Origin of the sequence: Nocardioides sp., from assembly GCF_036503465.1 — a bacterium.
Taxonomy (GTDB): domain Bacteria; phylum Actinomycetota; class Actinomycetes; order Propionibacteriales; family Nocardioidaceae; genus Nocardioides.
Genome location: NZ_DASXWU010000018.1, coordinates 1 through 24,674, shown reverse-complemented (window position 1 = coordinate 24,674; position 24,674 = coordinate 1). Strand labels below are relative to the sequence as shown.

25 protein-coding genes are annotated in these 24,674 nt (G+C 71.8%); 7 read left to right on the top strand and 18 right to left on the bottom strand.

Features of this window, described 5'->3' with window-relative positions; translation table 11 throughout:
• Positions 1-37 precede the first annotated feature (37 nt).
• Complete coding sequence (rpsT, locus tag VGK78_RS02540) at positions 38-298, top strand: 30S ribosomal protein S20 (protein ID WP_331525726.1); 261 nt, start codon at positions 38-40, stop codon at positions 296-298.
• A gap of 51 nt (positions 299-349) precedes the next feature.
• On the opposite strand, the gene holA is transcribed toward rpsT, so the two are convergent.
• The 6 genes from holA to leuS all read right to left on the bottom strand — a co-directional run bounded on the left by holA (position 350) and on the right by leuS (position 10,017).
• Positions 350-1,336, bottom strand: a complete 987-nt coding sequence (holA, locus tag VGK78_RS02535; RefSeq protein WP_331525725.1) for a DNA polymerase III subunit delta — start codon at positions 1,334-1,336, stop codon at positions 350-352.
• Between the two features lie 44 nt (positions 1,337-1,380).
• Positions 1,381-3,060, bottom strand: coding sequence for a sulfatase-like hydrolase/transferase (locus VGK78_RS02530; RefSeq protein ID WP_331525724.1), 1,680 nt, complete (start codon positions 3,058-3,060; stop codon positions 1,381-1,383).
• A 72-nt stretch (positions 3,061-3,132) separates the two neighbouring features.
• Positions 3,133-5,436: a ComEC/Rec2 family competence protein gene (locus VGK78_RS02525; RefSeq protein ID WP_331525723.1), complete on the bottom strand. Its 2,304-nt coding sequence runs from the start codon at positions 5,434-5,436 to the stop codon at positions 3,133-3,135.
• Between the two features lie 7 nt (positions 5,437-5,443).
• Complete coding sequence (locus tag VGK78_RS02520) at positions 5,444-6,403, bottom strand: ComEA family DNA-binding protein (RefSeq protein WP_331525722.1); 960 nt, start codon at positions 6,401-6,403, stop codon at positions 5,444-5,446.
• Positions 6,404-6,636: 233 nt separating this feature from the next.
• Positions 6,637-7,503 carry a DegV family protein gene (locus VGK78_RS02515; RefSeq protein WP_331525721.1) on the bottom strand — a complete coding sequence of 289 codons (867 nt, stop codon included), beginning with the start codon at positions 7,501-7,503 and terminating at the stop codon, positions 6,637-6,639.
• A 21-nt stretch (positions 7,504-7,524) separates the two neighbouring features.
• Positions 7,525-10,017, bottom strand: a complete 2,493-nt coding sequence (gene leuS, locus VGK78_RS02510; RefSeq protein ID WP_331525720.1) for a leucine--tRNA ligase — start codon at positions 10,015-10,017, stop codon at positions 7,525-7,527.
• A 199-nt stretch (positions 10,018-10,216) separates the two neighbouring features.
• On the opposite strand from leuS, the gene VGK78_RS02505 reads away from it, so the two are divergent.
• Positions 10,217-10,999, top strand: a complete 783-nt coding sequence (locus VGK78_RS02505) for a hypothetical protein (protein ID WP_331525719.1) — start codon at positions 10,217-10,219, stop codon at positions 10,997-10,999.
• 105 nt (positions 11,000-11,104) lie between these two features.
• Here VGK78_RS02505 and VGK78_RS02500 read toward each other — a convergent pair whose 3' ends face one another.
• The 3 genes from VGK78_RS02500 to VGK78_RS02490 all read right to left on the bottom strand — a co-directional run bounded on the left by VGK78_RS02500 (position 11,105) and on the right by VGK78_RS02490 (position 13,697).
• Entirely contained in the window at positions 11,105-11,437 is a 333-nt protein-coding gene (locus VGK78_RS02500) for a hypothetical protein (RefSeq protein WP_331525718.1), read from the bottom strand.
• Between the two features lie 10 nt (positions 11,438-11,447).
• Positions 11,448-13,151, bottom strand: a complete 1,704-nt coding sequence (locus VGK78_RS02495; protein ID WP_331525717.1) for a sodium:solute symporter family protein — start codon at positions 13,149-13,151, stop codon at positions 11,448-11,450.
• Between the two features lie 165 nt (positions 13,152-13,316).
• Positions 13,317-13,697, bottom strand: coding sequence for a DUF4870 domain-containing protein (locus tag VGK78_RS02490; RefSeq protein WP_331525716.1), 381 nt, complete (start codon positions 13,695-13,697; stop codon positions 13,317-13,319).
• A 123-nt stretch (positions 13,698-13,820) separates the two neighbouring features.
• Between VGK78_RS02490 and VGK78_RS02485 the strand changes: the two genes are divergently transcribed.
• On the top strand, positions 13,821-14,582 hold the full coding sequence (locus VGK78_RS02485; protein ID WP_331525715.1) for a glucose 1-dehydrogenase: 762 nt from the start codon (positions 13,821-13,823) through the stop codon (positions 14,580-14,582).
• Positions 14,583-14,661: 79 nt separating this feature from the next.
• Here VGK78_RS02485 and VGK78_RS02480 read toward each other — a convergent pair whose 3' ends face one another.
• The 5 genes from VGK78_RS02480 to fdxA are packed head-to-tail and all read right to left on the bottom strand — an operon-like array spanning position 14,662 to position 16,977.
• Positions 14,662-15,132, bottom strand: a complete 471-nt coding sequence (locus VGK78_RS02480; RefSeq protein WP_331525714.1) for a DUF1360 domain-containing protein — start codon at positions 15,130-15,132, stop codon at positions 14,662-14,664.
• A gap of 46 nt (positions 15,133-15,178) precedes the next feature.
• Positions 15,179-15,511, bottom strand: coding sequence for a cupin domain-containing protein (locus VGK78_RS02475; protein ID WP_331525712.1), 333 nt, complete (start codon positions 15,509-15,511; stop codon positions 15,179-15,181).
• 25 nt (positions 15,512-15,536) lie between these two features.
• Entirely contained in the window at positions 15,537-15,965 is a 429-nt protein-coding gene (locus VGK78_RS02470) for a hypothetical protein (protein ID WP_331525711.1), read from the bottom strand.
• Entirely contained in the window at positions 15,962-16,627 is a 666-nt protein-coding gene (locus VGK78_RS02465) for a helix-turn-helix transcriptional regulator (RefSeq protein WP_331525710.1), read from the bottom strand. The genes VGK78_RS02470 and VGK78_RS02465 overlap by 4 nt, the downstream gene beginning before the upstream one ends.
• Entirely contained in the window at positions 16,624-16,977 is a 354-nt protein-coding gene (fdxA, locus tag VGK78_RS02460; RefSeq protein WP_331525709.1) for a ferredoxin, read from the bottom strand. Before fdxA ends, VGK78_RS02465 begins: the two co-directional genes overlap by 4 nt.
• Positions 16,978-17,024: 47 nt before the next feature.
• Here fdxA and VGK78_RS02455 point away from each other — a divergent pair, with 47 nt between their 5' ends.
• On the top strand, positions 17,025-17,654 hold the full coding sequence (locus VGK78_RS02455; RefSeq protein WP_331525708.1) for a DUF2249 domain-containing protein: 630 nt from the start codon (positions 17,025-17,027) through the stop codon (positions 17,652-17,654).
• A gap of 4 nt (positions 17,655-17,658) precedes the next feature.
• On the opposite strand, the gene VGK78_RS02450 is transcribed toward VGK78_RS02455, so the two are convergent.
• The 4 genes from VGK78_RS02450 to VGK78_RS02435 all read right to left on the bottom strand — a co-directional run bounded on the left by VGK78_RS02450 (position 17,659) and on the right by VGK78_RS02435 (position 21,608).
• Complete coding sequence (locus VGK78_RS02450) at positions 17,659-18,468, bottom strand: nucleotidyltransferase domain-containing protein (protein ID WP_331525707.1); 810 nt, start codon at positions 18,466-18,468, stop codon at positions 17,659-17,661.
• 5 nt (positions 18,469-18,473) lie between these two features.
• Positions 18,474-18,629, bottom strand: coding sequence for a hypothetical protein (locus VGK78_RS02445; RefSeq protein ID WP_331525706.1), 156 nt, complete (start codon positions 18,627-18,629; stop codon positions 18,474-18,476).
• Between the two features lie 74 nt (positions 18,630-18,703).
• A complete protein-coding gene (locus VGK78_RS02440; RefSeq protein ID WP_331525705.1) occupies positions 18,704-20,323 on the bottom strand; it encodes a thiamine pyrophosphate-binding protein in 1,620 nt (539 codons plus the stop codon).
• 310 nt (positions 20,324-20,633) lie between these two features.
• Entirely contained in the window at positions 20,634-21,608 is a 975-nt protein-coding gene (locus tag VGK78_RS02435; protein WP_331525703.1) for an SDR family NAD(P)-dependent oxidoreductase, read from the bottom strand.
• Positions 21,609-21,741: 133 nt separating this feature from the next.
• On the opposite strand from VGK78_RS02435, the gene VGK78_RS02430 reads away from it, so the two are divergent.
• The 3 genes from VGK78_RS02430 (at position 21,742) to VGK78_RS02420 (ending at position 24,438) form a co-directional block, all read left to right on the top strand.
• On the top strand, positions 21,742-22,059 hold the full coding sequence (locus VGK78_RS02430) for a lipopolysaccharide assembly protein LapA domain-containing protein (RefSeq protein ID WP_331525702.1): 318 nt from the start codon (positions 21,742-21,744) through the stop codon (positions 22,057-22,059).
• A 109-nt stretch (positions 22,060-22,168) separates the two neighbouring features.
• Complete coding sequence (locus tag VGK78_RS02425) at positions 22,169-23,452, top strand: beta-propeller fold lactonase family protein (RefSeq protein WP_331525701.1); 1,284 nt, start codon at positions 22,169-22,171, stop codon at positions 23,450-23,452.
• Positions 23,449-24,438 (top strand): hypothetical protein, encoded by a 990-nt coding sequence (locus VGK78_RS02420; protein ID WP_331525700.1) that lies wholly within the window; start codon positions 23,449-23,451, stop codon positions 24,436-24,438. The genes VGK78_RS02425 and VGK78_RS02420 overlap by 4 nt, the downstream gene beginning before the upstream one ends.
• The last annotated feature ends 236 nt before the right edge of the window (positions 24,439-24,674 follow it).

The window sequence follows — 24,674 nt, the reverse complement described above, 5'->3', positions numbered from 1 at the left end:
TTCCACTCCCGAACCCACCGACCCGAAGGCTTCATCCGTGGCGAACATCAAGTCCCAGATCAAGCGGAACAAGCAGAACGAGAAGCGTCACCAGCGCAACAAGGCTGTGAAGTCCGAGCTGAAGACGCTCGTGCGCAAGTTCCGCGAGGCCGCCGATGCCGGCGACAAGGACACCGCCGTCGAGGCGAGCCGTGCCGCCGCGCGCAAGCTGGACAAGGCCGTCTCCAAGGGTGTGATCCACAAGAACCAGGCCGCCAACCGCAAGTCGGCCATCATGAAGCGCGCCGCGTCGCTCTGAGAACGCAGCTCTCGAGGCGTCGACCGCACCGGGTCGGCGCCTCTGTCGATTTCAGGACCGGTCGCGCAGGCCGGTCACGGTCAGCACCAGCCGCTCCAGGGTGTACGACGCGTCGCCGGCCGCGCCCTTGATGTCGGCGTCCGCTTGGGCGATGGTCCGGATCGCCCGGGCGATGGCCGCCTCCGACCAGCCACGCGACTGGTCGCGGATGGTGCGGAGCTTCCAGGGCGGCACCCCGACCTCGCGGGCCAGGTCGGCGTCGCGCATGCCGCGCGGTGCCGACAGGTAGCGGGCGATGCCTCGGGCCGAGCCGGCGAACGCCGAGGTGACCAGGACCGGCGCCGTGCCGCCGTCGAGAGCCCACCTCAGCTCCCCGAGCGCCGGTCGCCGACGCCCCCAGAAGGCGGCGTCGGCGACCGCGAACGACTTCGCCTCGGCCCGGCCCCCGAAGTAGCGCTTCACCTTCTCCGGGGTCAGCGTCTCGCCCGGGAAGTCGTTGGCCAGCTGGTCGGCCGCCGCCGACAACGACCGGAGGTCCTGCCCGACGGCCTGCACGAGCGCCGTGGCCGCGTCGGGCTCGATGGTGGCCCCGTGGGCCCGCACCTCGGAGGTCACGAAGCCGGGGTACTCCGAGGTCCGCAGCTCCTCCGACTTCACCTCGGTGACCCCGCCCAGCTTGCGGAGCTTGGTGAGCACGCCTGAGCCCTTCTGACCGCCGCTGTGCACGAGCACGAGGGCCACGTCGTCCGCAGGAGCTCCGGCGTAGTCGAGCAGGCCGTCGACGGACTCGTCCGGAAGGTCCTCCAGCCGGCGCACCACCACGCACCGCGTCGAGGAGAAGAGGGACGGCGCGGACAGCTCACCGAGCGCGGCCAGGGTCAGCCCGGCCGCCTGGGTCTCGGAACTCTCGGCCTCCCGGTCATGGCGGCGTACGGCGTCGCGGACGCCGGTCACCGTGCGCTCGGAGAGGAACTCCTCCTTGCCGGTCACCAGGGTGACCCGTCCGAGCACGTCCTGCGCGGAGGGTCCTCGGGCCATGCGGGCAGCCTCCCACACGACACCGACGATGCCGCCGAGGGCGGTCAGTAACGGAAGTAGCGCTGCCGCTCACGCTCCTGGTGCCGGGCGATGCGCCGCGTCTGTCGGGGCCCGGTCTGCAGGATCCTCGGCAGGGGCATGCGGCAGGCGGTGCCGCTGCACACGGCGTAGCTGCGCCAGGCGCGTTCCAGGGCGGTCTGGATCTCCGGCGTCCGGAGTCCGCGCAGGCTGTGCAGCTCGAGCGGGTCGTCCCGCAGGTCGTAGAGCTCCCACTCCCCCGTGGAATACCGCACGAACTTCCAGCGTCCGGTGCGGATCCCCACCGTGTCGAGGCCCCGCATCACGGCTGCCCAATGGGTGCCGTGGCGGTAGCGGTACTCATCCATCAGTCCCTCGAGCACGATCGGCCGGCGCCAGCCGGTGTCGCCCCGCGCGATCGTGCGGCGCAGGTCGGTGCCGTCGGCGTTCGGCAGACTGGCGGAGGCCCAGCCGGCGATGGTGACCGGGAGGTCGACGCCGGTGGCGGGGTCGTAGCGGAGCCCGTGGGGGATGTGCGGTCCGGTCATCAGCAGTGGTACGCGGATCGACGGTTCGTGCAGGGTGGTCTTGCCCTGGCGCTTCCGGTGCTCGCCGAGGTAGTAGCCGTTGTCCGAGGTGAACACGACGATCGTGCGCCGCGCCTGTCCGGTGTCCCGGATCGTCCGGAGCGTGTCGGCGATCCGCCGGTCCAGGATGTACAGCGCCTCGGCCCGCTGCCGGGTCAGGGACCGCTCGGCGCCCTTCTCGCGCTTGGAGAGCGGAGGTGCGAAGCGGAGATAGTGCGGCTTGTCCGAGACGTCCCGTTCCGCGGGATGTCCCGGGGGCGTCCCGGCACCGTGCGTGATGGCACTGTCGAAGCGGTGCTTGACCCACGTCGGACGTGCCGGCGTACCCCAGACCACGAGGTGGCCGCTGGGGCTCCGGATGGTGCCGGGGTCGTCGGGCTCGTCGGGAAGCCCGACGTGCGGCGCCAACGGTGTCCACCAGATGAACCACGGTTTCGGCGTCGCCGCAGCTCCGAACCGCTGGACGAGGTCACGGGTCTGAGCCGACGTCACGTCGGTGGTGTACCGACCGGGATAGCTGCGTATCTCGCCGTTCACGTTCTCGGTGAGGTGGAAGTAGTGGTAGGTCCCACCGCCGGGACCCTCGCCGGCCGGCCAACGATGCTCCGTCGAGACGTACCACTGCGACCACCCCGGCGGGATGTAGTGCAGCGACGGGTGATGCCCGGCATGCGTCCGCTCGCTGCCGTAGCCGTTGAGGTACTTGCCGACGAGCGCGGTGCGATAGCCGGCGTGCCGGAGCGCGGTGGCGATGGTCTGTGAGTCGTCGAAGGCGTGGAACCCGTACGGCTTCTCGTTGGTCAGCACCCGGTGGTTGTGCGAGTACTCGCCACTCAGGAAGCTCGCCCGTGAGGGACAGCACAGCGGGTTGGGTGCGAACGAGTTGCGGAACTGGAGCCCTGTGCCGCCGATGAGTCGCCTTGTCCGCGGCATCCAGCGGAGGTCGTCCGCCCGCATGTCGTCGGCCGTGATGACCAGGATGTTGGGGGGCCGGACCACCCGTGCGGGCGCGACCGCCGGAGCCACCACCAGCCGCTGCCGGGGCGGCGTCGCGCGCTGCGTTGAGGCCGTGCAACCCGCCCCGAGCGTTCCCAGCGACAGGAGTGCGACGGCCGCCACGAGAGGCCGGCACCTCACCGATCGAGTGCATCACGGATCGTTCGACCGCGCGTCGGCCGCGGGGATGACTCGTCACCGGCTGGTCACGGCAGCGAGTGCCCCGTCGCGCTCGACCACGGCGATGCTTCCGTCCCGGTCGGTGCGGAGGACCGTCTCGCCGGTCGCCGCCAGACCCGCCACGGTCTCCGGCGCCGGGTGTCCGTAGTCGTTGTCGGCGCCGACCGAGATCAGCGCGAGACGCGAGTGGAGCGACCGCAGGAACGGCAGGTCCTGGTACCGGCTCCCGTGGTGGGGCACCTTCAGCACGTCCACCTGCAGGCCGGGGAGCGCGGTGGCGAGCTGTTCCTGTCCCTCCGGCTCGACGTCTCCGCCGAGGAAGAAGCTGACCCCTCGGATACGAGCCAGCAGCACGACGCTGGCGTTGTTGGCCGTGCTGCCGTCGCCGGGACCTGTCGTCTGAGAGTCGGGGAGTGGCCAGACCGGCTCGAGCGTGATGTCACCGATGCGCCGGGTCTCGGCGTACGGCGCCGCCTCGGTCGCGACGCCGGCGCTCGCCGTCGCCGCTCGGACCAGGGACACGCCCTCGGGCGGGTCGCGCAGCCGGGTGACCCAGACGACGCCGACGCTGCGCCCGTCGAGGACGCCGGGCAGTCCGTCCACGTGGTCGGCGTGGAAATGGGTGAGAACCACCAGCGGGACCCGGCTGACGCCGAGGTCGTCGAGGCAGCGATCCATGGGCTTCGGGTCGGGCCCTGCGTCCACGACCACGGCGGTGTGGGCGAGGCCGGTGTTGAGCACCAGGCCGTCACCCTGGCCCACGTCACACGCGACCATCAGCCATCCCGTGGGTGGCCAGCCCGGCGTCGGCACCCGGACCAGCACCGCCACCACCATGACCCCGCAGCAGGCCAGGCCGGTGGAGCGCCTGGCCAGCAGCCGGGGCGCCAGCAGGACGACTCCGGCGCACACCAGGGTGAGGACGAGGAGGGCCACCGGACCGCTCCCCCAGGACACCGCCGCCGTCGGCAGGCTCGCGCCGCGCTCCGCCACCTGCACGATCCACTCGACGCACCAGCCCGCCGCGGCGCCCACGACCCGGCCCGCGGCCGGCCAGCCGAGGGTGACGAGCCCACCGAGCAGACCGAGCACGGTCGCCGGACCGACCGCCGGCGCCGCCAACAGGTTGGCCACGACCGCGACCAGGCTGACCTGGCCGGCGATCGCCGCGACCAGCGGCGTGCAGGCGAGCTGAGCCGCCGCGGGCACGGCGATCGCCTCCGCGACCCATCGGGGCAGCCAGCGGCAGAGTGCGTCGCGCCAGGTCGGCGCCAGCAGAAGGATGCCGGCCGTGGCCAGCACCGACAGACCGAACCCCACGGCCGACGCCAGCGACGGGTCGACGAGGAGCAGGACGATCGTGGCCACCCCGAGCGCCCGGGTGCCACGGTCGGCGCCGTTCGCGCCCATCCCGAGCAGCGCCACCGATCCCATCGCCGCCGCGCGGAGCACGCTCGGCTCGGCGCGGGCGATGAGCACGAACCCGGCGATCCCGGCGGCGCCGACGACGTAGAGCCATCGGCCCCGCACATGGAGCCAGCGGGCGACCACGAGAGCGAAGCCGACGACCAGGGTGAGGTTGGTGCCGGAGACCGCCAGTAGGTGGGTGAGTCCGGTGGTCCGGAAGTCGTCGGCGAGCGCCGGGTCGAGGCCGGCATCGTCGCCGTCGACCAGGGCCGGCACGAGGGCGCGCCGATCGGGCGGCAGCCGCTCAACCGACTCACGCAGAGCCGCGCGCACCCGACCGGAGGCGCTCCACCACGGATCGGGGCCGGCTCGGATGTCCGGTGACGCCGACGTCGACACGAGGGCCGCCACGTCCCCTCCCGACGCCGGGCCGAGGTGGCCGCTGACCCGTACGGTCGTCCCCAGCGGCACGGACAACCAGGATCGTCGCCCGAACACCAGCACCGGCTCGCGCAGCGCGAGCGCGCGGTCGCCCGCCTGGACGCCGCGGACCTGCAGCCGCACCAGCACCTGGTCGCCGAACCGGCCGTGGATCAGGTGTGGGTCGTCGACCACCGTGCCGGTCAGGGTGGCTTCCGCGCGCGTCTCGGCCAGACTGGTGAGCGGATTGTGTGTCACCCGCTGGTAGCGGACACCCGCCGCGGTGGCGACCGCGGCGTACACGAGCAGCCCGGCCAGCACGGCCAGCGCAGCCCCGCGTCCGCGCAGCCGTGCGACGGCACCGGCAGCCAGGACCAGCGTGCAGCCGCAGGCGACCGGCAGGAGCGCGCCGTGGCCGGTGCCTGCCAGCGCGCCGGCCCACCCGAAGAGGGCCAGGAACGCCGTGCGCAGGTCGGGCAGCTGTCGGGGCACGGGTGCTTCAGAGGGTGACGTACGGCGTGAGCTTGGCCAGGGTGGCGTCGCCGATGCCGTCGACGTCGAGCAGCTGGTCGACCGAGGTGTATCCGCCGTGCTGGGTGCGCCAGGTGATGATCGCCTGGGCGGTGACGGGCCCGACCTCGGGCAACGACTCGAGGGTGGTCTCGTCGGCGGTGTTGATGTTGACCAGCCCGCTCACCGGCGACCCACCGGCCGGCGTGGAGACCGGTGTGCCTGCCACCGCGCCGGCGCCGACCACCACCTGCTCGCCGTCGGTGAGGACACGGGCGAGGTTCAGACCTCCGAGATCGACCCCGGGCCGGGCTCCCCCGGCGGCTCGCACCGCGTCGATCACGCGGGCGCCCTGACGGAGCACGGCGATGCCGGGATGTCGCACCTTGCCGGTCACGTCCACGACCACCTTCCCCGACGGGGTCGGTGGCGTCGTCCCGGCGGCCGAGCCGGCCGAGGCCGACGCGGCGGCGGCCTTCGGCGTGGCCAGGGCCGCTGCAGGGGTGGTCAGCGCCGTCGGCGCCGCCACCTCGTGGGCGCCGCTGCGGAGCAGCCACCAGCAGGTCAACGCCAGCGCCAGGGCGGACACCACGGCGATGACGGCGACGTGGCTCGGACCGAGGGCGATCCGGCCGCGGAGGCCGGCGGGCAGGAACCCGGGCCAGGAGTCCGGGCCGACCGGCGTACGTCGTGAGGCGTGCCGCCCCGGGAGGCGCGCGACCGACGGCACCGGCGCGGTCGTCTGTACGGGCTCGTCGACGTCCGGCTCGTCCGGATCGGGCAGGGCCCGGATGCGGGTGTGCCCGTGCGGACTCCACGAGGCCGCCGGGCGCACCCGGGTGTCGGGCGCCGGACCACGCTCGCGGACCGCGGCGAGCTCGGTGGTCAGCAGCTCGAGGCGACGAGCGACGGCGGCGTCATGTTGGGCGGCAAGGGAACGGCTGCGCATGCCCGGTGACGCTAGGCGGGACCGCGGTCAGGACCGACGCGATCCGTCGGTTCCTGTGGAGGACCCGTGCGAGGTCCCGGCCTGTGGATGGCGCACGGTCCCGGGTCGAGCGGCGCGTTCCCCGGTACACCGGGGAATCATGACGTTACCGGGCGAAATACTGCCCGAGAACGTCATGGACTGGCCGAGAACCTCCCGGGGCCGGGTCAGCGTCAGGCGCCCGCGGCCAGCCTTCACGAGCGCAGGAGGGGTGCGACGCACACCGCGACCATCCCCGGCCCGACGTGGGCGCCCAGCACCGCGCCCAGCTCTCCGCACCAGACCTCGCGCCCTCCGAGGTTGTCGGCGAGCCGCTCGGCGAGGCGGCCGGCCAGGTCGCCGGCGCGGTCGGGGTTGGCGAGGTGCGACACGCAGAGGTCGACGCGCTGCTCACCGGCCGCCTCGACGACCAGGTCCTCCAACCGGCTCAGGGCCCGTGCCGAGGTGCGCACCCGGTCGAGGCTCACGACCCGGCCGTCCTGGATCCGCAAGAGCGGCTTCACGGCGAGCGCGCCGCCGACCAGGGCCGCCGTGGCGCCGATACGACCGCCACGCCGCAGGTACTCGAGGGTGTCGACATAGAACAACGAGGTCGCCGCGTCGGCCCGCGCCCGGGCCGCCTCTGCCGCCTCGGCGACACTCCCCCCGGCGCCCAGGACGTCGACCGCGCTCAGCGCGGCGTACCCCGTCGCCACGCCGACCTGCCGCGAGTCGACGACCGTCACCGGCACGGGCGCGTCGCGCACGGCGAGCAGGGCCGACTCGTAGGTGCCGCTCATCTCCGCGGAGAGGTGGACCGACAGGATCTCGGGCGCGCCGTCCGCCGCGAGCTTCGCGTACACCTCCGCGAGGTACGCCGGCGACGGCCGCGAGGTGCTGACCGGCCGGAACTCCCGCAGCGCCTCGGCGACCATCTCCGGGGTCGCCCCCTCCGGGCCCTCGTCGTACACGGTCGCGCCGATCACGACCTGCAGCGGCACGACCACGATGCCGCGGCTCTCCGCCACGTCCGCCGGCAACGAGGCCGTGGAGTCGGTGACGACGACCGCCGTGCCGGGCATGCCCGGAACGCTAGCCGAATGTCACCCGACCACGATGTTCACCAGCTTCGGCGCGCGCACGATCACCCGCCGCACGGTCGCCCCGTCGATCGCGCGTACGACGGCAGGGTCGGCCATCGCGGCGGCCTCCAGGTCGGCCTCGCTGATCGTCGGCGGCACGTCCAGCCGTGCGCGCACCTTGCCCTGCACCTGCACCACCGCCGTGACCGACTCCTCGACCAGCAGCGCCTCGTCGACGGTCGGCCAGCCCGCCCGCGCGACGGAGGGCTGGTGCCCCAGCCGTTCCCACATCTCCTCCGCCGTGTACGGCGCCACCAGCGACAGCAGGATCGCCACCGCCTCCGCGGCCTCGCGCACCGCCGGGTCCTCCGGACCGGCACCGGAGTCGATCGCCTTGCGGGTGGCGTTCACCAGCTCCATGGTCCGCGCGACCATCACGTTGAAGCGGTGGCTGTCGATCAGGTGCTCGCACTCGCGCACGGTCTTGTGGGTGGCACGGCGCAGCGCCACGTCACCGCTTGCCGGGTCCACGCCCGGCTCTGACGTCACGTCACCGCTCAGCCGCCATGCCCGCTGCAGGAACCGCAGCGATCCGCTGGGCGACATGTCCGCCCAGTCGATGTCGTCCTCCGGCGGACCCGCGAAGACCAGGGTCAGCCGCACCGCGTCCACGCCGTACGCCGATAGTTGCTCCCCCAATCTGACGCCGTTGCCCTTGGACTTCGACATCTTGGCGCCCTGGTTGATGACGATCCCCTGGTTCAGCTGCGCCGAGAACGGCTCGCGGAACCGCAGCAGGCCCATGTCGGCCAGCACCTTGGTGAAGAAACGCGAGTACAGCAGGTGCAGCACCGCGTGCTCGACGCCACCGATGTAGATGTCGCAGGGGCTCCACAGCTCGACCAGGTCGGGGTCGAAGGCCTGGGTGTCGTCGTGCGGCGAGCAGTAGCGCAGGAAGTACCACGAGGAGTCGACGAAGGTGTCCATCGTGTCGCTGTCGCGCTTCGCCGGCCCGCCGCAGCGCGGGCACTCGACGTTCACCCACTCCTCGGCGGCCGCCAGCGGTGAGACGCCCTTGGGCGTCAGGTCCTGGCCGCGCAGCTCGGGCAACAGCACCGGCAGCTGGTCCTCCGGGACCGGCACCTCGCCGTCCTTCTCGCAGTGGACGAACGGGATCGGGGCGCCCCAGTACCGCTGCCGCGACAGCAGCCAGTCGCGCAGCCGGAAGTTCACCGCGCCCTGACCGATGCCCTGGCCCTCCAGCCAGTCGATGATCGTCCGCTTGGCGTCGTCGACGCCCATGCCGTCCAGCGAGACCGAGTCGTTGGCGGAGTTGATCGCCGGACCGTCGCCGACGTACGCCTCGCCCTCCCAGTCCGCGGGCGGCCGCACGGTCCGCACGATCGGCAGGTCGAACGCCGTGGCGAACTCCCAGTCGCGCTGGTCCTGCGCCGGCACGGCCATGATCGCGCCGGTGCCGTAGTCGGCCAGCACGTAGTCGGCGGCGTAGATCGGGATCTGGGCACCGGTCACCGGGTTGGTCGCGTGCACCCCCAGGAAGACGCCGGTCTTGGGACGGTCGGACGCCAGCCGGTCGATGTCGCTGGCCTTGCGCACCTCTTCCAGGTACGTCTCGTACGCCGGGCGCTGCTCGTCGCTGACCAGCTCGCCGGCCAGCGCGGCGTCGGCCGCCACCACCATGAACGTCGCACCGAACAGCGTGTCCGGCCGGGTCGTGTACACGGTGATGTCGTCGTGCCCCTCGACGGGGAAGCTCACGTGCGCACCCTCGGACCGGCCGATCCAGTTGCGCTGCGCGGTGATCACCCGCTCCGGCCAGGTCGGCGCCAGGTCGTCCAGGCAGTCCAGCAGCTCCTGGGCGTACTCGGTGATCTTGAAGTACCACTGGGTCAGCTCGCGCTTGGTGACCTCGGCGCCGCAGCGCTCGCAGTGACCGTCGATCACCTGCTCGTTGGCCAGCACGGTCTGGTCGTTCGGGCACCAGTTGACGGGACTCTTCCTTCGGTAGGCCAGGCCGCGCTCGTAGAACTTCAGGAACAGCCACTGCGTCCAGCGGTAGTACTCCGGGTCGCTGGTGTTGAAGGTCCGGGTCCAGTCGAAGCTGCAGCCGAAGCGCTTGGCCGACTCGGTGGAGACGGCGATGTTGGCGTAGGTGAACGTCGCGGGGTGCTCGTTGTCGCGGATCGCGGCGTTCTCGGCGTTCAGGCCGAAGGAGTCGAAGCCCATCGGGTTCAGCACCTCGTAGCCGCGCTGCCACCAGTACCGGGCGACCACGTCGTGCAGGGCGAACACCTCGGCGTGGCCCATGTGCAGGTCGCCGGACGGGTAGGGGTACATCGTCAGTGCGTAGCGCTTCTCGCGCTCGCCCGACCGGACCACGTCGTCGCTGGCCTTGAAGGGCAGCAGGTCCTCCCAGACCCGGTACCACTTCTCCTCGACGGCCTCGATGTCGTAGGTCGCGGCACCCTCGGCTGTCGCCTGCTCCTGGCTCATCGTCTTCGCTCTTTCGTCTCGCCTGGCTTCTCGGACATTTCACCGGACATGAAAAAGCCCCTCGCAGGGAGGGGCGGCCGCGCGACGTGGGACGTCAGCGCGGCTGTCGAAGAAGCAGGGTGCTCCGGTGCTGCAGCATGGCTCCATCGTAACCGAAACGTGCTGGTGACCGCTCGTCGGTTCCCTCTACCTTCCCGCCATGACCGAACGGCTCGCCGACCTGGGCAGGTACGACGACTGGCTGGCCTGGCTGCGCAAGCAGGGCGAGACCGACCCCGACGTCCGGGTCGTCTTCGTCAGCGGCTCAGCGGTCACCGGAGGGTACGACGACCACTCCGACCTCGACGTCGAGGTGCTGGCCACGCCCGGGGAGGCGGTCGCGACGTACCGCCGCCTGCTCGACGCGGCCCTGGACGACTTCGAGGTGCACCAGGTCTGGGAGCTCCCGGAGGAGACCTGGCCGGACGGCCGGCAGGCATTCCTCAATCTCACCGCCGACGCCGCCGACATGTCCCTCCCGACGCGGATCGTCGACCTGCACGTCTCCGACCTCGCCGACGAGCACCGGTGCGTCGACGAGCGCCGGCACGGCGTACCCCACGTCGTGCACGACCCCGACGGCCTCGTCGAGCTGCGCCACGACGACGAGGCGACGATGGAACGCGCGCGACTCGACGCCGTGCGGCAGACCGCGGCCCGCCGACCGACCGCCGAGTGGCTGGTCAACCGGGCGCTCGCCCGGGGCGACGAGGTCGAGGCGGTCGCCTTCCATCTCGCCTACGGCGTCAACCCGCTGGTCCGGCTCCTCCGCATCAAGCACTGCCCGGCGCGGCACGACTTCGGGCTGCGCTACCTGCGCACCGATCTCCCCGTGGGGTACGCCGAGCGGGTCGCCGCCCTGATGCCCGGGCCGGACCTCGCCGACCGCGCCCGCGCGACGTTCGCATGGCAGGACGAGCTCCTCGCCGAGCTCGGCCGGTGATCCCCGAGCCCAGTCCGATAGTACGGATCACGCGGCCGGCCCGGAGCGCCTGTCGACCGGCGTGCTGATCCGTACTATCCGGCGGGGCGAGTGCCAGCGGGGTGGTCAGTCGGCCGTGTCGCCGTCGGTGCCGGTGTCCCGGCGCCGGGCCGAGGCCTCCTCCTGCACGGCGCGCTTGTCGGCCTCGAGCTGCTCCTCGTCGATCACGATCGGGCGCGTCATCGCCCACACGCCCATCAGGATGCCGACGACGACCAGCACGATGCCCATCCAGAGGTTGGCGTTGATGCCGTCGGCCCGCGCCTTCTCGGCCTCGGAGGTGTTGACGGAGGTGATCAGCAGGATCACGCCGTACAGGAGCAGCAGGGCACCGATGATGTTGCGCACGTCGAACAGCCCTGCCCGGCTGCGCCTGGGCCCGGTCTCTCTCTGACTCATGCCACACCTCCTAGTGGAAGATCGCGTTGAGGATGATGACCAGGACCAGCGAGACCCCGGCCAGCTTGGTCGGTGCCAGCCACCAGTGGTCGACGTGCTCGTCGGCCAGGTCCTCCTTGGGGGTCAACGAGTAGACCAGCCCGCGCAGCTTGGCCTCCTCCTTCGGACGGGTCATCGACGTGACGATCACGCTGGCCACGACGTCGACCACGAAGGCGGCTCCGGCGGCTACGAACGCCGCACCCTGCCCGCTGAGGCTGAGCACCCCGGTGCTGGCCGACCCCAAGGTGTCCTCTGCCAGGAACGCGACGGCCACCGCCGCGAGCGTGCCGAGCACGAGTCCCACCCAGCCCGCCGCCGCCGTCATCCGCTTCCAGAACATGCCGAGGATGAACGTCGCGAACAGCGGCGCGTTGAAGAACCCGAACAGCGTCTGCAGGTAGGTCATCATGTTCGGGAACTGGCTGGCGAAGTACGACGTGCCGATCGCCAGCAGCGTCGCGACCACGGTCGCGCCACGGCCGAACTGCGTGTACCAGTGGTCGGGCTTGTCCTTCTGGACGTAGGTCTGCCAGATGTCGTAGCTCATCACGGTGTTGAAGGCCGAGACGTTGGCCGCCATGCCGGCCATGAACGCCGCCAGCAGGCCGGCGATCGCGACGCCGAGCAGGCCGTTGGGGAGCAGCTGCTTCATCAGAAGCAGCAAGGAGTCGTTGTAGGTGATGCCGTCCTGCCCGGTGGTCGCACCCTTCGACTTCATGTCTGCCAGCGGGGACACCAGGACCGCCGCGAGCATGCCCGGGATGATGATGATGAACGGGATGAACATCTTCGGGAACGAGCCGATGATCGGCGCCCGACGCGCGGCGTTCATGTCCTTCGATGCCATCGCGCGCTGAACCTCGACGAAGTTCGTGGTCCAGTAGCCGAAGGACAACACGAAGCCGAGGCCGAGCACGATCCCGACCACCGACCAGAACGACGTGGAGTAGGCGGTGAGGTCGGTGCCCGGCCACGACCTCGTCTGCTCGCCGGTGCCGGCCTTGTCCATCGCGTCGGTGAGCCCGCCCCAGCCGCCGATCTTGTGCAGGGCCAGGTAGGTGAGGGGCAGCAGGGCCGCGACGATCACGAAGAACTGCAGCACCTCGTTGTAGATCGCCGCCGAGAGCCCGCCGAGCGTGATGTAGGAGAGCACGATCGCCGCGGCGACGAACGTCGAGACCCAGATGTTCCAGCCCAGCAGGGCGTTCACGATGGTGGCGAGCAGGTAGAGGTTCACTCCCGCGATCAGCACCTGCGCCACGGCGAAGCTGATGGAGTTCACCAGGTGGGCGGCCGGGCCGAAACGGCGGAGCATGAACTCGGGGACCGACCGGACCTTCGAGCCGTAGTAGAACGGCATCATCACCACGGCGAGGAACAGCATCGCCGGGATCGCGCCGATCCAGTAGTAGTGGAACGTCGACATCCCGAACTCCGCGCCGTTCGCGGACATGCCCATGATCTCGACGGCACCGAGGTTCGCGCTGATGAACGCGAGCCCGGTGACCCAGGCCGGCAGCGACCGCCCGGAGAGGAAGAAGTCGATGCTGCTCGACACCGAGGCGCGGGCGGCGAGGCCGATGCCGAGCACGAAGACGAAGTACAGAAGGATCAGCAGGTAGTCGACCCAGCTCGCATCCATGCGCAGGATCGATGACGCCAGGACCTCCATAGCGGACCTCCGAGTCTCCCGAGAGGGGAGGGACCGATGTCGCTCCCGGTCCCGATCGTGTCCCTGGGACCGGGAACGTCGTACCCCCCAACGGGTGAGCCGATGCGCCGGAAGCGCGCTCGCTGCCTCCTCAGAGCCTCGTCGCGGGGCTGCCCGGCATCCCGATCAGTGGACCAGGCGGAGCGTCATCGGCGGCCGCCACCACTCGCCGCGGTTCGCCTTCAGCGCCCCGAGCAGGTGCAGCACGAACGCCACCACGATCGCCGCCAGCGCCGTGAAGATGCCGACCACCACGAGGATCAGCGGGATGGAGATCAGCAGGACGATGCCGGTGGTGATCTGGATGTTCAGCGAGTTCGCGGCGTTCTCACGCGCGAAGGGGCCGCGGTCCTTGTAGATCAGGTAGAGGATCAGCGAGGCGACGAAGCCCAGGAGCCCGGCGCTCACCACCATCGCCACCAGCGGGATGGCGTGGGCGAGCATGCCCATCGTGCGCTCCTCGGACGGCGACACGTCGCCGGGTCGGGCGTACTGGTTCTCGGTCATCGGATGCTCCCTGTGGTCCTCTCCGTCGGTCTGGCACCACCAGTTCAGCACGGATCCGAGCCGTTTCCGCCCCTGCCGGGGCAGGGCCAGGGAGCAGCCGGGGTCAACCCCTACGCTTCCGCCATGACCTCCCTCGAGATGTTCCGGCTCGACGGGCGGGTGGCGATCGTGACCGGTGCCTCGTCGGGGCTCGGTGTGGCCTTCGCGCAGGCGCTGGCCGAGGCGGGAGCCGACGTCGTGCTGGGCGCCCGCCGGGTGGACCGGCTCCGGGACACCGCTTCGCTGGTGGAGGCCACCGGGCGCCAGGCGTTCGTGGTCGCGACCGACGTGACCGACCCGGACGCGTGTACGGCGCTCGTGCGGGCCGCAATGGACGCCTTCGGCAGCGTCGACGTGCTCGTCAACAACGCCGGAGTCGGGACCGCGGTGCCGGCGACCCATGAGACCCCCGAGCAGTTCCGCGCGGTGATCGACCTGAACCTCAACGGCTGCTACTGGATGGCCCAGGCATGCGGCCGGGTCATGCGGCCCGGCTCGTCGATCATCAACATCTCGTCGGTGCTCGGGCTCACGACAGCGGGCCTCCCGCAGGCGGCGTACGCCTCCTCCAAGGCGGGGCTGATCGGGATGACCCGCGACCTGGCCGCGCAGTGGACCGGCCGCAAGGGCATCCGCGTCAACGCGTTGGCCCCAGGCTTCTTCGAGTCGGAGATGACCGACCAGTATCCCGACGGCTACCTCGACGCGGTGATGTCGCGGGTGCCCGCCGGTCGCGCGGGCGATCCCGCGGAGCTCGCCGCCACCGTCGTCTTCCTGGCCTCGGACGCGGCCGGTTACATCACCGGCCAGACCCTCGCCGTCGACGGGGGCGTGACCATCACCTGAGTGCGCCGAGACCGTGGCCGGCTCACCGCCATCCGGGGTGGCCCGGCAGACGGCGGTGGACGAGCCACAGTTCCGCCGGTCAGTCGGCCCGGATCCGCGAGTACCCGTGCTGCAGCCAGTCGGAGCCGCCCACGATCGCGAAGGTGGCGGCCCAGGCACGCGCGAGGCGGGGGCTCAGCGTCAGGCACACGACGTACGACGTCGCGACCCAGGGCGCCAGGCAGAACGGGCAGGTCAGGACCTCGCCGGGAACGTGCTGGAGATGACCCTCCTTGGGCGACTCGTTGACCTCGGCCGAGCCGGCGTTCTCCTCGAACTCCGTGAACGGCGCGCGTACGGGCGTGGTGACGCCGTCCTTGGCCACCAGCCGGGAGAACTTGTGGGTCGCGAGGGCGCCGAGGACGAGGTCCTGGACGCCGTAGTCGTCGGGAAGGTGCTGCCCGCGCGACCGACCGACGGCCGCGGCCGAGGCGAGCGCTCCACCGAAGAGCGAGAGCATGCCGAGGTAACCGGCGATGCGATGCGGTGACCGGGGAGTGTCGTCGGACATGGCCCCCGGTACCCACCCGGCGGGCGGGTATCGCCCGGGGCGGCGCTCAGCGAGCCATCGAGACCGTCAGCAGCACCGCGGAGTCCTCGAGCGCCCGGAGCGCGTGCCGCAGCGGCGGGATGGTGACGTGGTCGCCGGCTCCACCCTCCCAGGCGTCGTCGCCGGCGATCAGCCGGACGCGTCCCGTGACCACGTGCAGTGTCGCCTCCCCGGGGCTGTTGTGCTCGGCCAGCTCCTGCCCGGCCGCCAGCGCCACCAGTGTCTGGCGCAGAGCGTGCTCCTGCCCGCCGTGGACGGTGTGCGAGGCACGTCCCGCCGGTGCCTGCCGGGCGACGGCGAGCTGCTCGTCGGCCAGCGCTGTCAGGGAGATCGCTTCCATCGTGGGGTCCTCTCGGAAATAGAGATCAGGAAGATCCCGCCAACAGCAGGATCCCCCCGGCCAGCAGGAGTGTCACCTTCAGGGACTCGAGCACGACGTAGCCGATGTGCGCCTGCGAGCGTCCGGCGTCGTCACCGCTCAGCACCTGGTCGGAACGCCGGGTGAGCCGGGGGCGGACCAAGAGCAGCTGGGCGACCAGGACGAGCACGGCCAGCAGGAGCAGGACGGTCGCCCAGTCGTGCGACCGGGTCAGGGACGCGACGACGACGACCACGGCGAGCACGAGCTCGACCGAGTTCAACGCCCGGAACACCAGACGGCCGATGCCGAGCCCGATCGGCAGCGTCACCTGGGGGGCCCGGAACTTCAACGGCGCCTCAAGGAAGGAGATGGCGAGCACCATGCCCAGCCAGACGAAGGTGACGGCCACGGCGGCCGAGGTGGCAGCGCTCACGAGACAGCGCCCGTCGACGCGAGCGCCGGGCCCAGATGGACGAGGCACAGGTCGGGCTCGGCGAACGCCTCCAGCCGGTCGACCGTGACCGGCGCCTTCCAGGTCTCCAGCGCGCCCTGCATCAGACCCAGGTGGATCGGGCAGACCACGCGGGTGCTTGTCTCGGCCAGCTCCAGGAAGGGACAGCTCCGTAGGGCGATGGGGCCGGAGTCGTCGTGGTCCGGCGCGAACCCGAGCCGGTCCAGCATCCGGCGGATCCGGGCCCGCGAGGCCCGCGCGGACCGCGCCCGCGTCGAATCAGACCCGGCGGCCAGGCGGCGACCCCAGCGGCGTCCGATACCTACCGCGTGCCGATGGGGATCGGGGCGCGAGGCGAGGTCCTCGGTCAGGAGCTCGGCCAGTGCTCGGTACTCCCGGGGACCGTCCGGGTCCATCCGCACGACCGGCCGGTACGTCGTCGGGGGCCGCCCCCGCCGTCCGCGCTCCGTCGGCACCGCCTCGACCCGACCGTTGCGCGTCAGGGCGCCGAGGTGGAACCGGACGGTGTTGGGGTGGACGCCCAGGCTCTCCGAGATCTCGGTGATCCCGAGCGGAGATGTCGACGCCCGCAAGACCTCAAGGACGGCCTCGCGACGGCGATGCCGGGCGTTCTCGTCGCTCACCTGTCCGCCAGGTCCTGGTGCGGCAGCCCGGCGACGAGCGGGGTGTCGACCCCGATCGCACCCAGCTTGGCCGCGCCCCCGGGCGAGCCGAGCGGGGCGTCGCGTCCGGTCAGGGTCTCGCCGAAGAACGCCGCGTTGTCGGCGAGGTAGGGCACGAGTGGCTCCGGAAGGTCGTCCTCGTAGTAGATCGCTTCGACCGGGCAGACCGGCTCACACGCGCCGCAGTCCACACACTCGTCCGGATGGATGTACAGGCTCCGCTGCCCCTCGTAGATGCAGTCGACCGGGCACTCGTCCACACAGGCACGGTCCAGCACGTCGACACAGGGCTGCCCGATCACGTAGGTCATGTCCTAGAGTTTACACAAGTCATACTTGTAGAAAATGAGGAGGGCATGTGACCGACCAGCGCACCGTCCCGGAGTCGGAGCTCGACGTACGACAGCTCCGCAAGCCCGACAAGCACCCCACGATCTTCGCGGCGTACGACGAGCTGACGACAGGTTCGTCGTTCGTGCTCGTCAACGACCACGACCCGCGCCACCTGCGCGACGAGTTCGAGACCGACCACGCGGGCAGCTACGAGTGGGAGTACCTGTCCCGCGAGCCGCGGAACTACCGGATCCGCATCGGCAAACGCACCAGCACTCCCCTGCCGCGCATGCTGGTCGACACGGGCAAGCTCCGCGCGGAGGACCACCAGGACCCGGACGCCGCCGGCGCCGTGTGGAAGCTCGACGTGCGTGAGCGCGACCTCGACTCCAACATCGTGGCCATCCCGCCCCACGGCAGCATCGATGCCCACGCCGGCCCCGACCTCGACGTCCTCGTGCACGTGCTCGCGGGATCCGGGACGCTCTCGACCGAGCTGGACACCACCGTCGCGCTCGCGCCGGGCGTGCTGCTCTGGCTGCCGCGCCGCTCGCGCCGTTCCTTCCAGGCCGGAGAGACGGGCCTGCGGTACCTGACCGTCCACCGGCGCCGTCAGGCGCTGGTGCTCGATCCGTCGGCCCGGCTCGGGGGCTGACTCGTCACAGACCGTGTCGCCGCCAGTACGCCGCCATCGCGTCGTCGACGTCAGTCGGCCAGGTGCCTCCGGCGGACTCGAGAGCCGCGCGTCCGCGGGTGCGGATCGCCTCGCGGACGGCCCTCATCGCAGCGACGACCGAGTCCCGATCGGCTGCCGGGGCGGGCAGCGAGGCGAGCAGGTCGCGCTGGTCCGCGGTCAGCCGACTGCTCCACTGCTTCACGCCCATCACCGGGAGCGGCTGGTTGGACTCGACGAGCAGCTGGTAGAGCATGTGCCCGTAGTTCTGGACGGCGGCCTGACCCAGCAGCCAGTCCTCGCGGGCCACGACTGCCGCGGGAAAGATCGCGGACTGACGCAGGAACTCGGTCACGATCGCCTGCATCCGCTCGACGTCCGGGGTGCGGGAGTCGGCGGCCGGTGCGGGCGGTTCGAGACCGTCCCGGTCGAGGACGCGGAGCCGGTTGACGTACGCCGACGACGCGACCTCCTCCGGTGTTTCGAGCACGATGTCGACCCGCAGCCCGTCCCGCGTCGTGAAGGCGAAGCACCCGGGCATGCCGGGGATCGGCGTCGTGATCACAGGGTCGAGCACGTCCCAGACGGAGGGATCGTGGTACGCCGAACGGTCGGCGACGGTCACCACCAGGTCGAGGTCACTCCCCGCATCGGCGACGCCGCGCCCGACGGAGCCGCCGAGCCAGAGCGCACGGATCCCGGTGTCGCGCTCGACGTGCTCGACCACACGGGCGAGGACCTCGGCGTACCCGGGCTCGAGTGGTGCGATCGCCCCCCGCACCCCGTCGTCGAGCACCTGGGTCAGGACTCGTCGGCGGCCATCAGCATGTAGCCGCACCAGCCGAGGAACAGGACGAGCCCGCCCAGGAACAGCCAGGCGAGCTCGAACTCGAAGCCCGCGGCGATCGCGAGCACGAGCGCTCCGCCGATGACCGCGCGAAGAGAAGGAAGCTGCACGCAGCCAGGCTACCGACCGCTCTGCGCGGACGATTCAGGGCCGTCGCGGGGCCGTCGGCCGTTGCCCGCTGCGGTCAGTCGTGCCACCGCGGCGACGTCGTGCGCGGCGGGGTGAGGGCGAGATCCAGCACCACCATCCGGGGCTCCCCCGACGCCAGGCCTTCGGCGAGTGCGGCGTCCAGCCCCTCGACGCCTTCGAGCGTGACGACCGGCAGCCCGAACGACCTCGCGAGCGCGCCGAAGTCGGGGCGGACGAGGTCGACGCCGCGGTGCGGGTCGCCGGCCCGGTCCTGGTCGTAGCGGAGCATCCCGTAGCCCCCGTCGTCCACGACCAGCACGGTCACGGGGAGGTTCTCCTGCCGGAGTACGGCGAGCTCGCCCACGGCGTACAGGAAGCCCCCGTCGCCGCAGACCGCCAGCACCGGTCGCGTCCGTGCGGCCCCGGCGCCGACCGCGGCGGGCAGCGCGTAGCCGAGCGTCCCCCAGCCGATCGGGTACTGCAGCCGGCGCGGACCGGTGACCCGGCCGTAGCCGCCGTACCAGTAGCCGGGGATCGCCATGTCCACCACGACCGTCGCGTCGGCGGCGGCCACCGCGGTGTCCACGGCGTCCAGGAAGGCGAGCGCGGGGCCGCCGGCCGCATCGTCCCGGAGCCGTGCCCAGGTCGAGCTGCGCACCGCGTCGAGCGCGGAGACGTCGGACCTCCGGGCCGGCAGCCGCTCGAGGAGCTCGGCGAGCACGAGACGGGCGTCTCCGACCAGGCCGACGTCGGGCTCGTAGTTCGTCACCAGATCGGACTCGTCGACGTTGATCGAGACCAGCGCCGGTGGCCTCGGCATCGACCAGTTGCGCGTCATCTGGCCGTCGAACGCCGCGCCGACCGCCAGCAGCAGGTCGGCCCCCTCGACGTACGCCGCGACCTCGGGCTCGTGCGGCGGCAACCCCACCAACCACCGATGCTCGGGCGGCAGCACGCCGCGGGCTGCGAAGGTCGTGACCACCGGTGCACCCAGCCGCTCGGCGAGCGCGGCGAGCTCCGCCGAGGCGTCCGCCTGCACGACACCTCCACCGGCCCAGATGACAATGCGCGGCCTCGCCTCGATCGCCGCGACCGCGCGATCGAGCTGGGTCGGATCCGGGGCCCTCCGCACGGGAGTGGCCGGTCCGGGTGTGTGGGTGACCTGGGCGTCCAGCACGTCCGTGGGGATGTCGACGTAGACCGGCCCGCGGGGCCAGGTCATCGCGACCGCCACCGCCTCGGCCACGCATCGCACGGCGTCCTCGGCGGTGCGTGGCCGCAGCACGGCCTTGGCGAGCGGTTCGAAGAGGGCCGCCTGGTCGCGCGACTCGTGCAGCGCGCCGCGCACCACTCCGGGCCGGGCGAGCTTCGTCGAGATCTCGCTGGCCACGAGCACGACGGGGCTCCCCGAGGCGGCCGCCTCGCCGAAAGCGGCCACCGCGTTCGCGGCGCCCGGTCCGGTCGTGGTCAGCGCGACGCCCAGCCCGCCGGTGGCGCGGGCGAGCCCGTCCGCGGCGTACACCGTGGTCTGCTCGTGCCGCACCAGGACCAGCTCGGGCGTACCCGCTCCGGCCTCGCGCCAGAGCGAGAGGTTGTGCACGCCGGGCAGTCCGAACGCCGTCCGGACACCCGCGTGGTGGAACACCTCGAGCACCGCACGCGCCACCGTCGGCATCGCACTCCTCCCACGCCTGGGCACCGTGCGTCGGAGCCTAGACGGCCGTCTCTCCCGGCGTTCGGGCTCGTCCGGACGCGAGCGTCCCACCGTTGGGGGGAGGGACGCTCTCCGGGCACGTGGGGGGTTGGCCCGGGACACACGCCGGACCTGGGAACTCGGCGCCTGGGGGAAGGGCCGAGAGGTTCACGGGCGTGAGAGCGTCACGGTATCTCACCGCCCGCCCTTCCGCGGGCAATCGGCCGCCGGGAACGGCAAAATCGTTACGAACGCTGCCGCAGCTGCACCCCGAACCCGTGACCGCCCGTCGCTAGGCGGCCCGGGCCAACCCGGCGACGTGCTCCCACAGCTCCTGTCGAGCCGCGTCATCGTCGGCCGGCGCTCCGACGCGGTACGTCGTGGGTCGCGGCCGGCGGTCCTGCCACAGGAGCCCGGTGGTCTCCACCGCCTCCGGCGCGCCGCCGAGCCAGACAATGGTGTCGGCACCCTGCTCGGGCGTGCGGATGATCGGGAGGGTCAGCGCGCGGAACACCGGCATCCAGGTGCGGACGCCCTTGGTGTCGGCCCAGCCCGGATGCATCGCGTGCACGTGGACCCCGTCGGGCTCCAGCCGCTCGGCCCACATCTCGGTGATGGCCATCAGCTCGCGCTTGGTGCGGGCGTACACCTTCTTCGGTCCGTACGACGTCTCGTCCGACTGCAGGTCGCCGACCGGGATCCGCTGGTCGTACTGGCCGCCCGAGGTCACGTTGACGACCCGCGACGGCGCCGAGGCCGCCAGCAGCCCGGCCAGCCCGTCGGTGAGCATCCACGGCGCGAGAACCTGGGTCGCGAACGTCAGCTCCACGCCGTCGCGCGTGTGCTCGCGCTCGTCCGGCATCACGCCGGCGTTGTTCACCAATACGTCCAGGCGACGCTCGTGGTCGACGAACTCCTCGAGGAAGACCCGCAGCACGTGCCGGTCGCTGACGTCACGGGCCACCGGCCGGACGTCGGCGGCCCGGCCGGCGTTGCCGAGCCGTCGTCGGGTGAACCGCTCCGCCTCGGCGGCACGGTCGTCGTCTCGGCCGAGCACCCTCACCGACGCGCCCAGCCGGGCGAAGCCCACCGCGGCGGCGAGCCCGATGCCCGATCCGGCACCGGTCACGAGCACGACCTTGCCGTCCAGGCGGCCCGGATCCGCCGGCCAGCCCGGCAGCCGCCTGCGGACGGCGATGCCGGGGCGGCCGTAGCCGAGCACCACGGTGCGGTCGAGTGCCTCGTCGAGCCAGGTCGCAGCGTCCATTCCCCGGGGTACCCGCCGTCCGACTCGTCAGACGCGCCCCGTAGAGGAATGGCCGGGGCTGCGGCGTGTGTCGGTGGGGTTCGGGTACCGGCTCGGTGGTCCACAGACCGGCCACAGCGACGAGGAGGGCCGCATGTCCCACGACCGTGATACCGGTGCCGCCGACGCGTCACCCGAGCACACCCGGACGCAGACCAAGGATCCGTTGCGCGGGAGCCGCACGAGCGGCTCGTGGCTCATGGTGGTCGGGCTGGCGGTCCTGCTGGTGCTGCTGATCATCTTCATCGCCCAGAACACCCAGCCCGCGGACATCCGGTTCCTGTGGTGGGACGGCGAGCCGCCGCAGGCGGTCGCGCTCCTGATCGCGGCTGCGGCGGGCCTCGTGCTGGCGGCTGTTTCCGCGTCGCTCCGCATCCTGCAGCTGCGTCGGCGCGTACGGCGCACCCGGTAGGCGGATGGCGGTCCATCCGACGCGGCAGCGGCGTACCGCCCGGCCGGCCGAGCGGAGGGGTCCGCAGACGGTCAGGTGCCTGGCAGGTTGTGGCACGGATGGTGGGTGCATGGCGGCACGACTGTCCGGTGCGGTCCGTCATGGACCCGTCGTCGCCCGTGCCTCGCTGCGGTCCGCTGCCGTCACGCTGCTGTGCGCGACCTGTCTGCTCACCGCGTGCCACTCCTCGACCTCCGCACCGGAGGGTGCCCACGCGTCGCCGTCGAGACCGCCCGCGACGGCGACGGTCCCCGCGTCGTCGGCACGGCCGGATCCGCCGTTCCGGCACCGGATCCCGGGAATGCCACCGGTGATCGACAACGACGTCTACTCGCAGACCCGGAAGGGGATGCTGGCGCCCCAGGTCCGGCACGACCCGAGCTACCTGTACGTGCCCGACTCCCAGGGCTCGACGGTGACCGTGATCAGCCAGCGGACGCATCGGATCGTCCGGGTCATCCGCACCGGGTACCTGAGCCAGCACGTCGTCCCGTCGTACGACCTGCGCACGCTGATCACGAACTCGAGCTACGCCGACGAGCTGGTCGAGATCAACCCGCGCACGGGTCGCAGAACACGCAGCATCGCCATGCCCCGCCCGTACAACCTCTACTACACCCCGGACGGCAAGACCGCGGTGGTGATGATCGAGCAGGACAACACGATCCGCTTCGCGGACGCGCACACCTTCCGCACGATCAAGGACCTGAGATATCCGGGGTGCCTCGGCCCCAACCACGCCGACTTCTCCGGGAACGGCCGTTTCTTCGTGGTCACCTGTGAGTTCTCCGGCGAGCTGTTGAAGGTGAGCACTCTCCGGCGCCGGGTCGTGGGCGTGCTGCATCTCGACCCCCACCCCACGGCCCAGCACGCGGCTCCCATGACCATGGGCCGCAGCGTCCCGCAGGACGTGCGGGTCTCCCCCGACGGAAGGACGTTCTACGTCGCCGACATGGGCACCAACGAGCTGCGGCTCATCGATGCCCGGACGTTCCGACAACGCCGCACCCTCGGGCTTCCGCGGATGCCACACGGCCTCTACCCCAGCCGCAACGGCAAGGACCTGTACATCTCCGACCGCGGTGCGGGTGAGGTCAGCGTGCTCGACTTCGCGACCGACAAGATCATCGACACCTGGAAGATCCCGGGCGGGGGCAGCCCGGACATGGGCGGCGTCTCCGCCGACGGCAGGACGTTGTGGCTGTCCGGGCGGTACGACGGGGTCGTCTACGGCTTCGACACGCGCACCGGCCGGCTGATCGCGAAGATCCCGGTCGGTGGGAGCCCGCACGGCATCGCGGTCTGGCCGCAGCCCGGGCGCTACTCGCTCGGCCACACCGGGAACATGCGGTGAGCCTCCGCGTCCTCCTGTCGATCGTCCTCCTCGGGCCAGTGCTGATGGGATGCGGCGACCACACGTCGTCCGCAGGTCCGCGGGCCTCCACGACCGGAGACGCCCAGGCTCCGGCCACCCGGCGTCCGGCCGTACCGGAGGTGGCGGCGGCGCGTCTGTCGGCCTGGCGACTGCCGTTCCCGGTCGCGCGGGCGGTCGCGATCCCGATGCGTCGCGGCTCGGTGGTCCTGGCCGGCGGGCTGCTCGCCGGCGACCGGTCGTCGAGCCGCGCGTTCCGGCTCGACCCGAGGACCGGCGTCGAGCACGCGCTGCCGTCGTTGACGGTTCCGGTCCACGACGCGGCCGGAGGCCTGGTCGCCGGTGCGCCGACGGTGGTCGGCGGCGGCAACTCCGCCGAGCAGTCGGCGGTGCAGACCTTGGCCCCCGGCGGCTGGCGTCGCGTCGCGGACCTGCCGACGACCCGCTCCGACCTCGGCGTCGCGGAGTGGCAGGGCACGGCCTACGTGATCGGTGGGTACGACGGTGCCTCCGTGCCGAGGACGATCCTGCGGCTCTCGCCCCATCAGGCTCCTCGTCGGGCCGGAGCCCTGCTCGATGGCGTCCGGTACGCCGCCATGGCGCGGATCGGCTCGGACGTCTACGTCTTGGGAGGTGAGGTCGCAGGCCGCGAGCTCGACTCGATCCAGAAGGTCGACCTCGCCACCGGTCGAACCCGCCCGGCAGGACGGCTCCGGGTCGCGCTCGGGCACGCGATGGCCGTCCCGGTTGCCGGCCGGATCCTGGTGATGGGAGGGCGGGTGGCGCCGTACCGGCAGACGGACGCCATGTGGTGGTACGACCCGGCATCCGGCCACCTCCGTCGGGCCGGCCGTCTCCCGATGCCGCTCAGCGACGCGGCGGTCGCGACGTACGGGCGCCGGATCTGGCTGCTCGGCGGTGAGACACCCGGCATCACCGACCGGGTCGTGGCGGTCGGGCTCCGGTGAGTCCTACACGTGCCTCCGGGACCCTTCAGTCAGGTGGGAGACAGGATCCCGCGCCTATCACTGGTGGCATGGGCGATGCACGGACCGAGCGCGCGCACGGCCGCACGCGGCTGGCCGTGGCGCGCCACTCCGCGCGCGCCGCCGGGGCGCTCTCACGACGGGTGAGAGGTGGCAGCGGGCTGGTGATCGGCGGGCGTGTGCTGCTGGCGGTCGAGCCTCGCGCCCTGCCGGAGCTG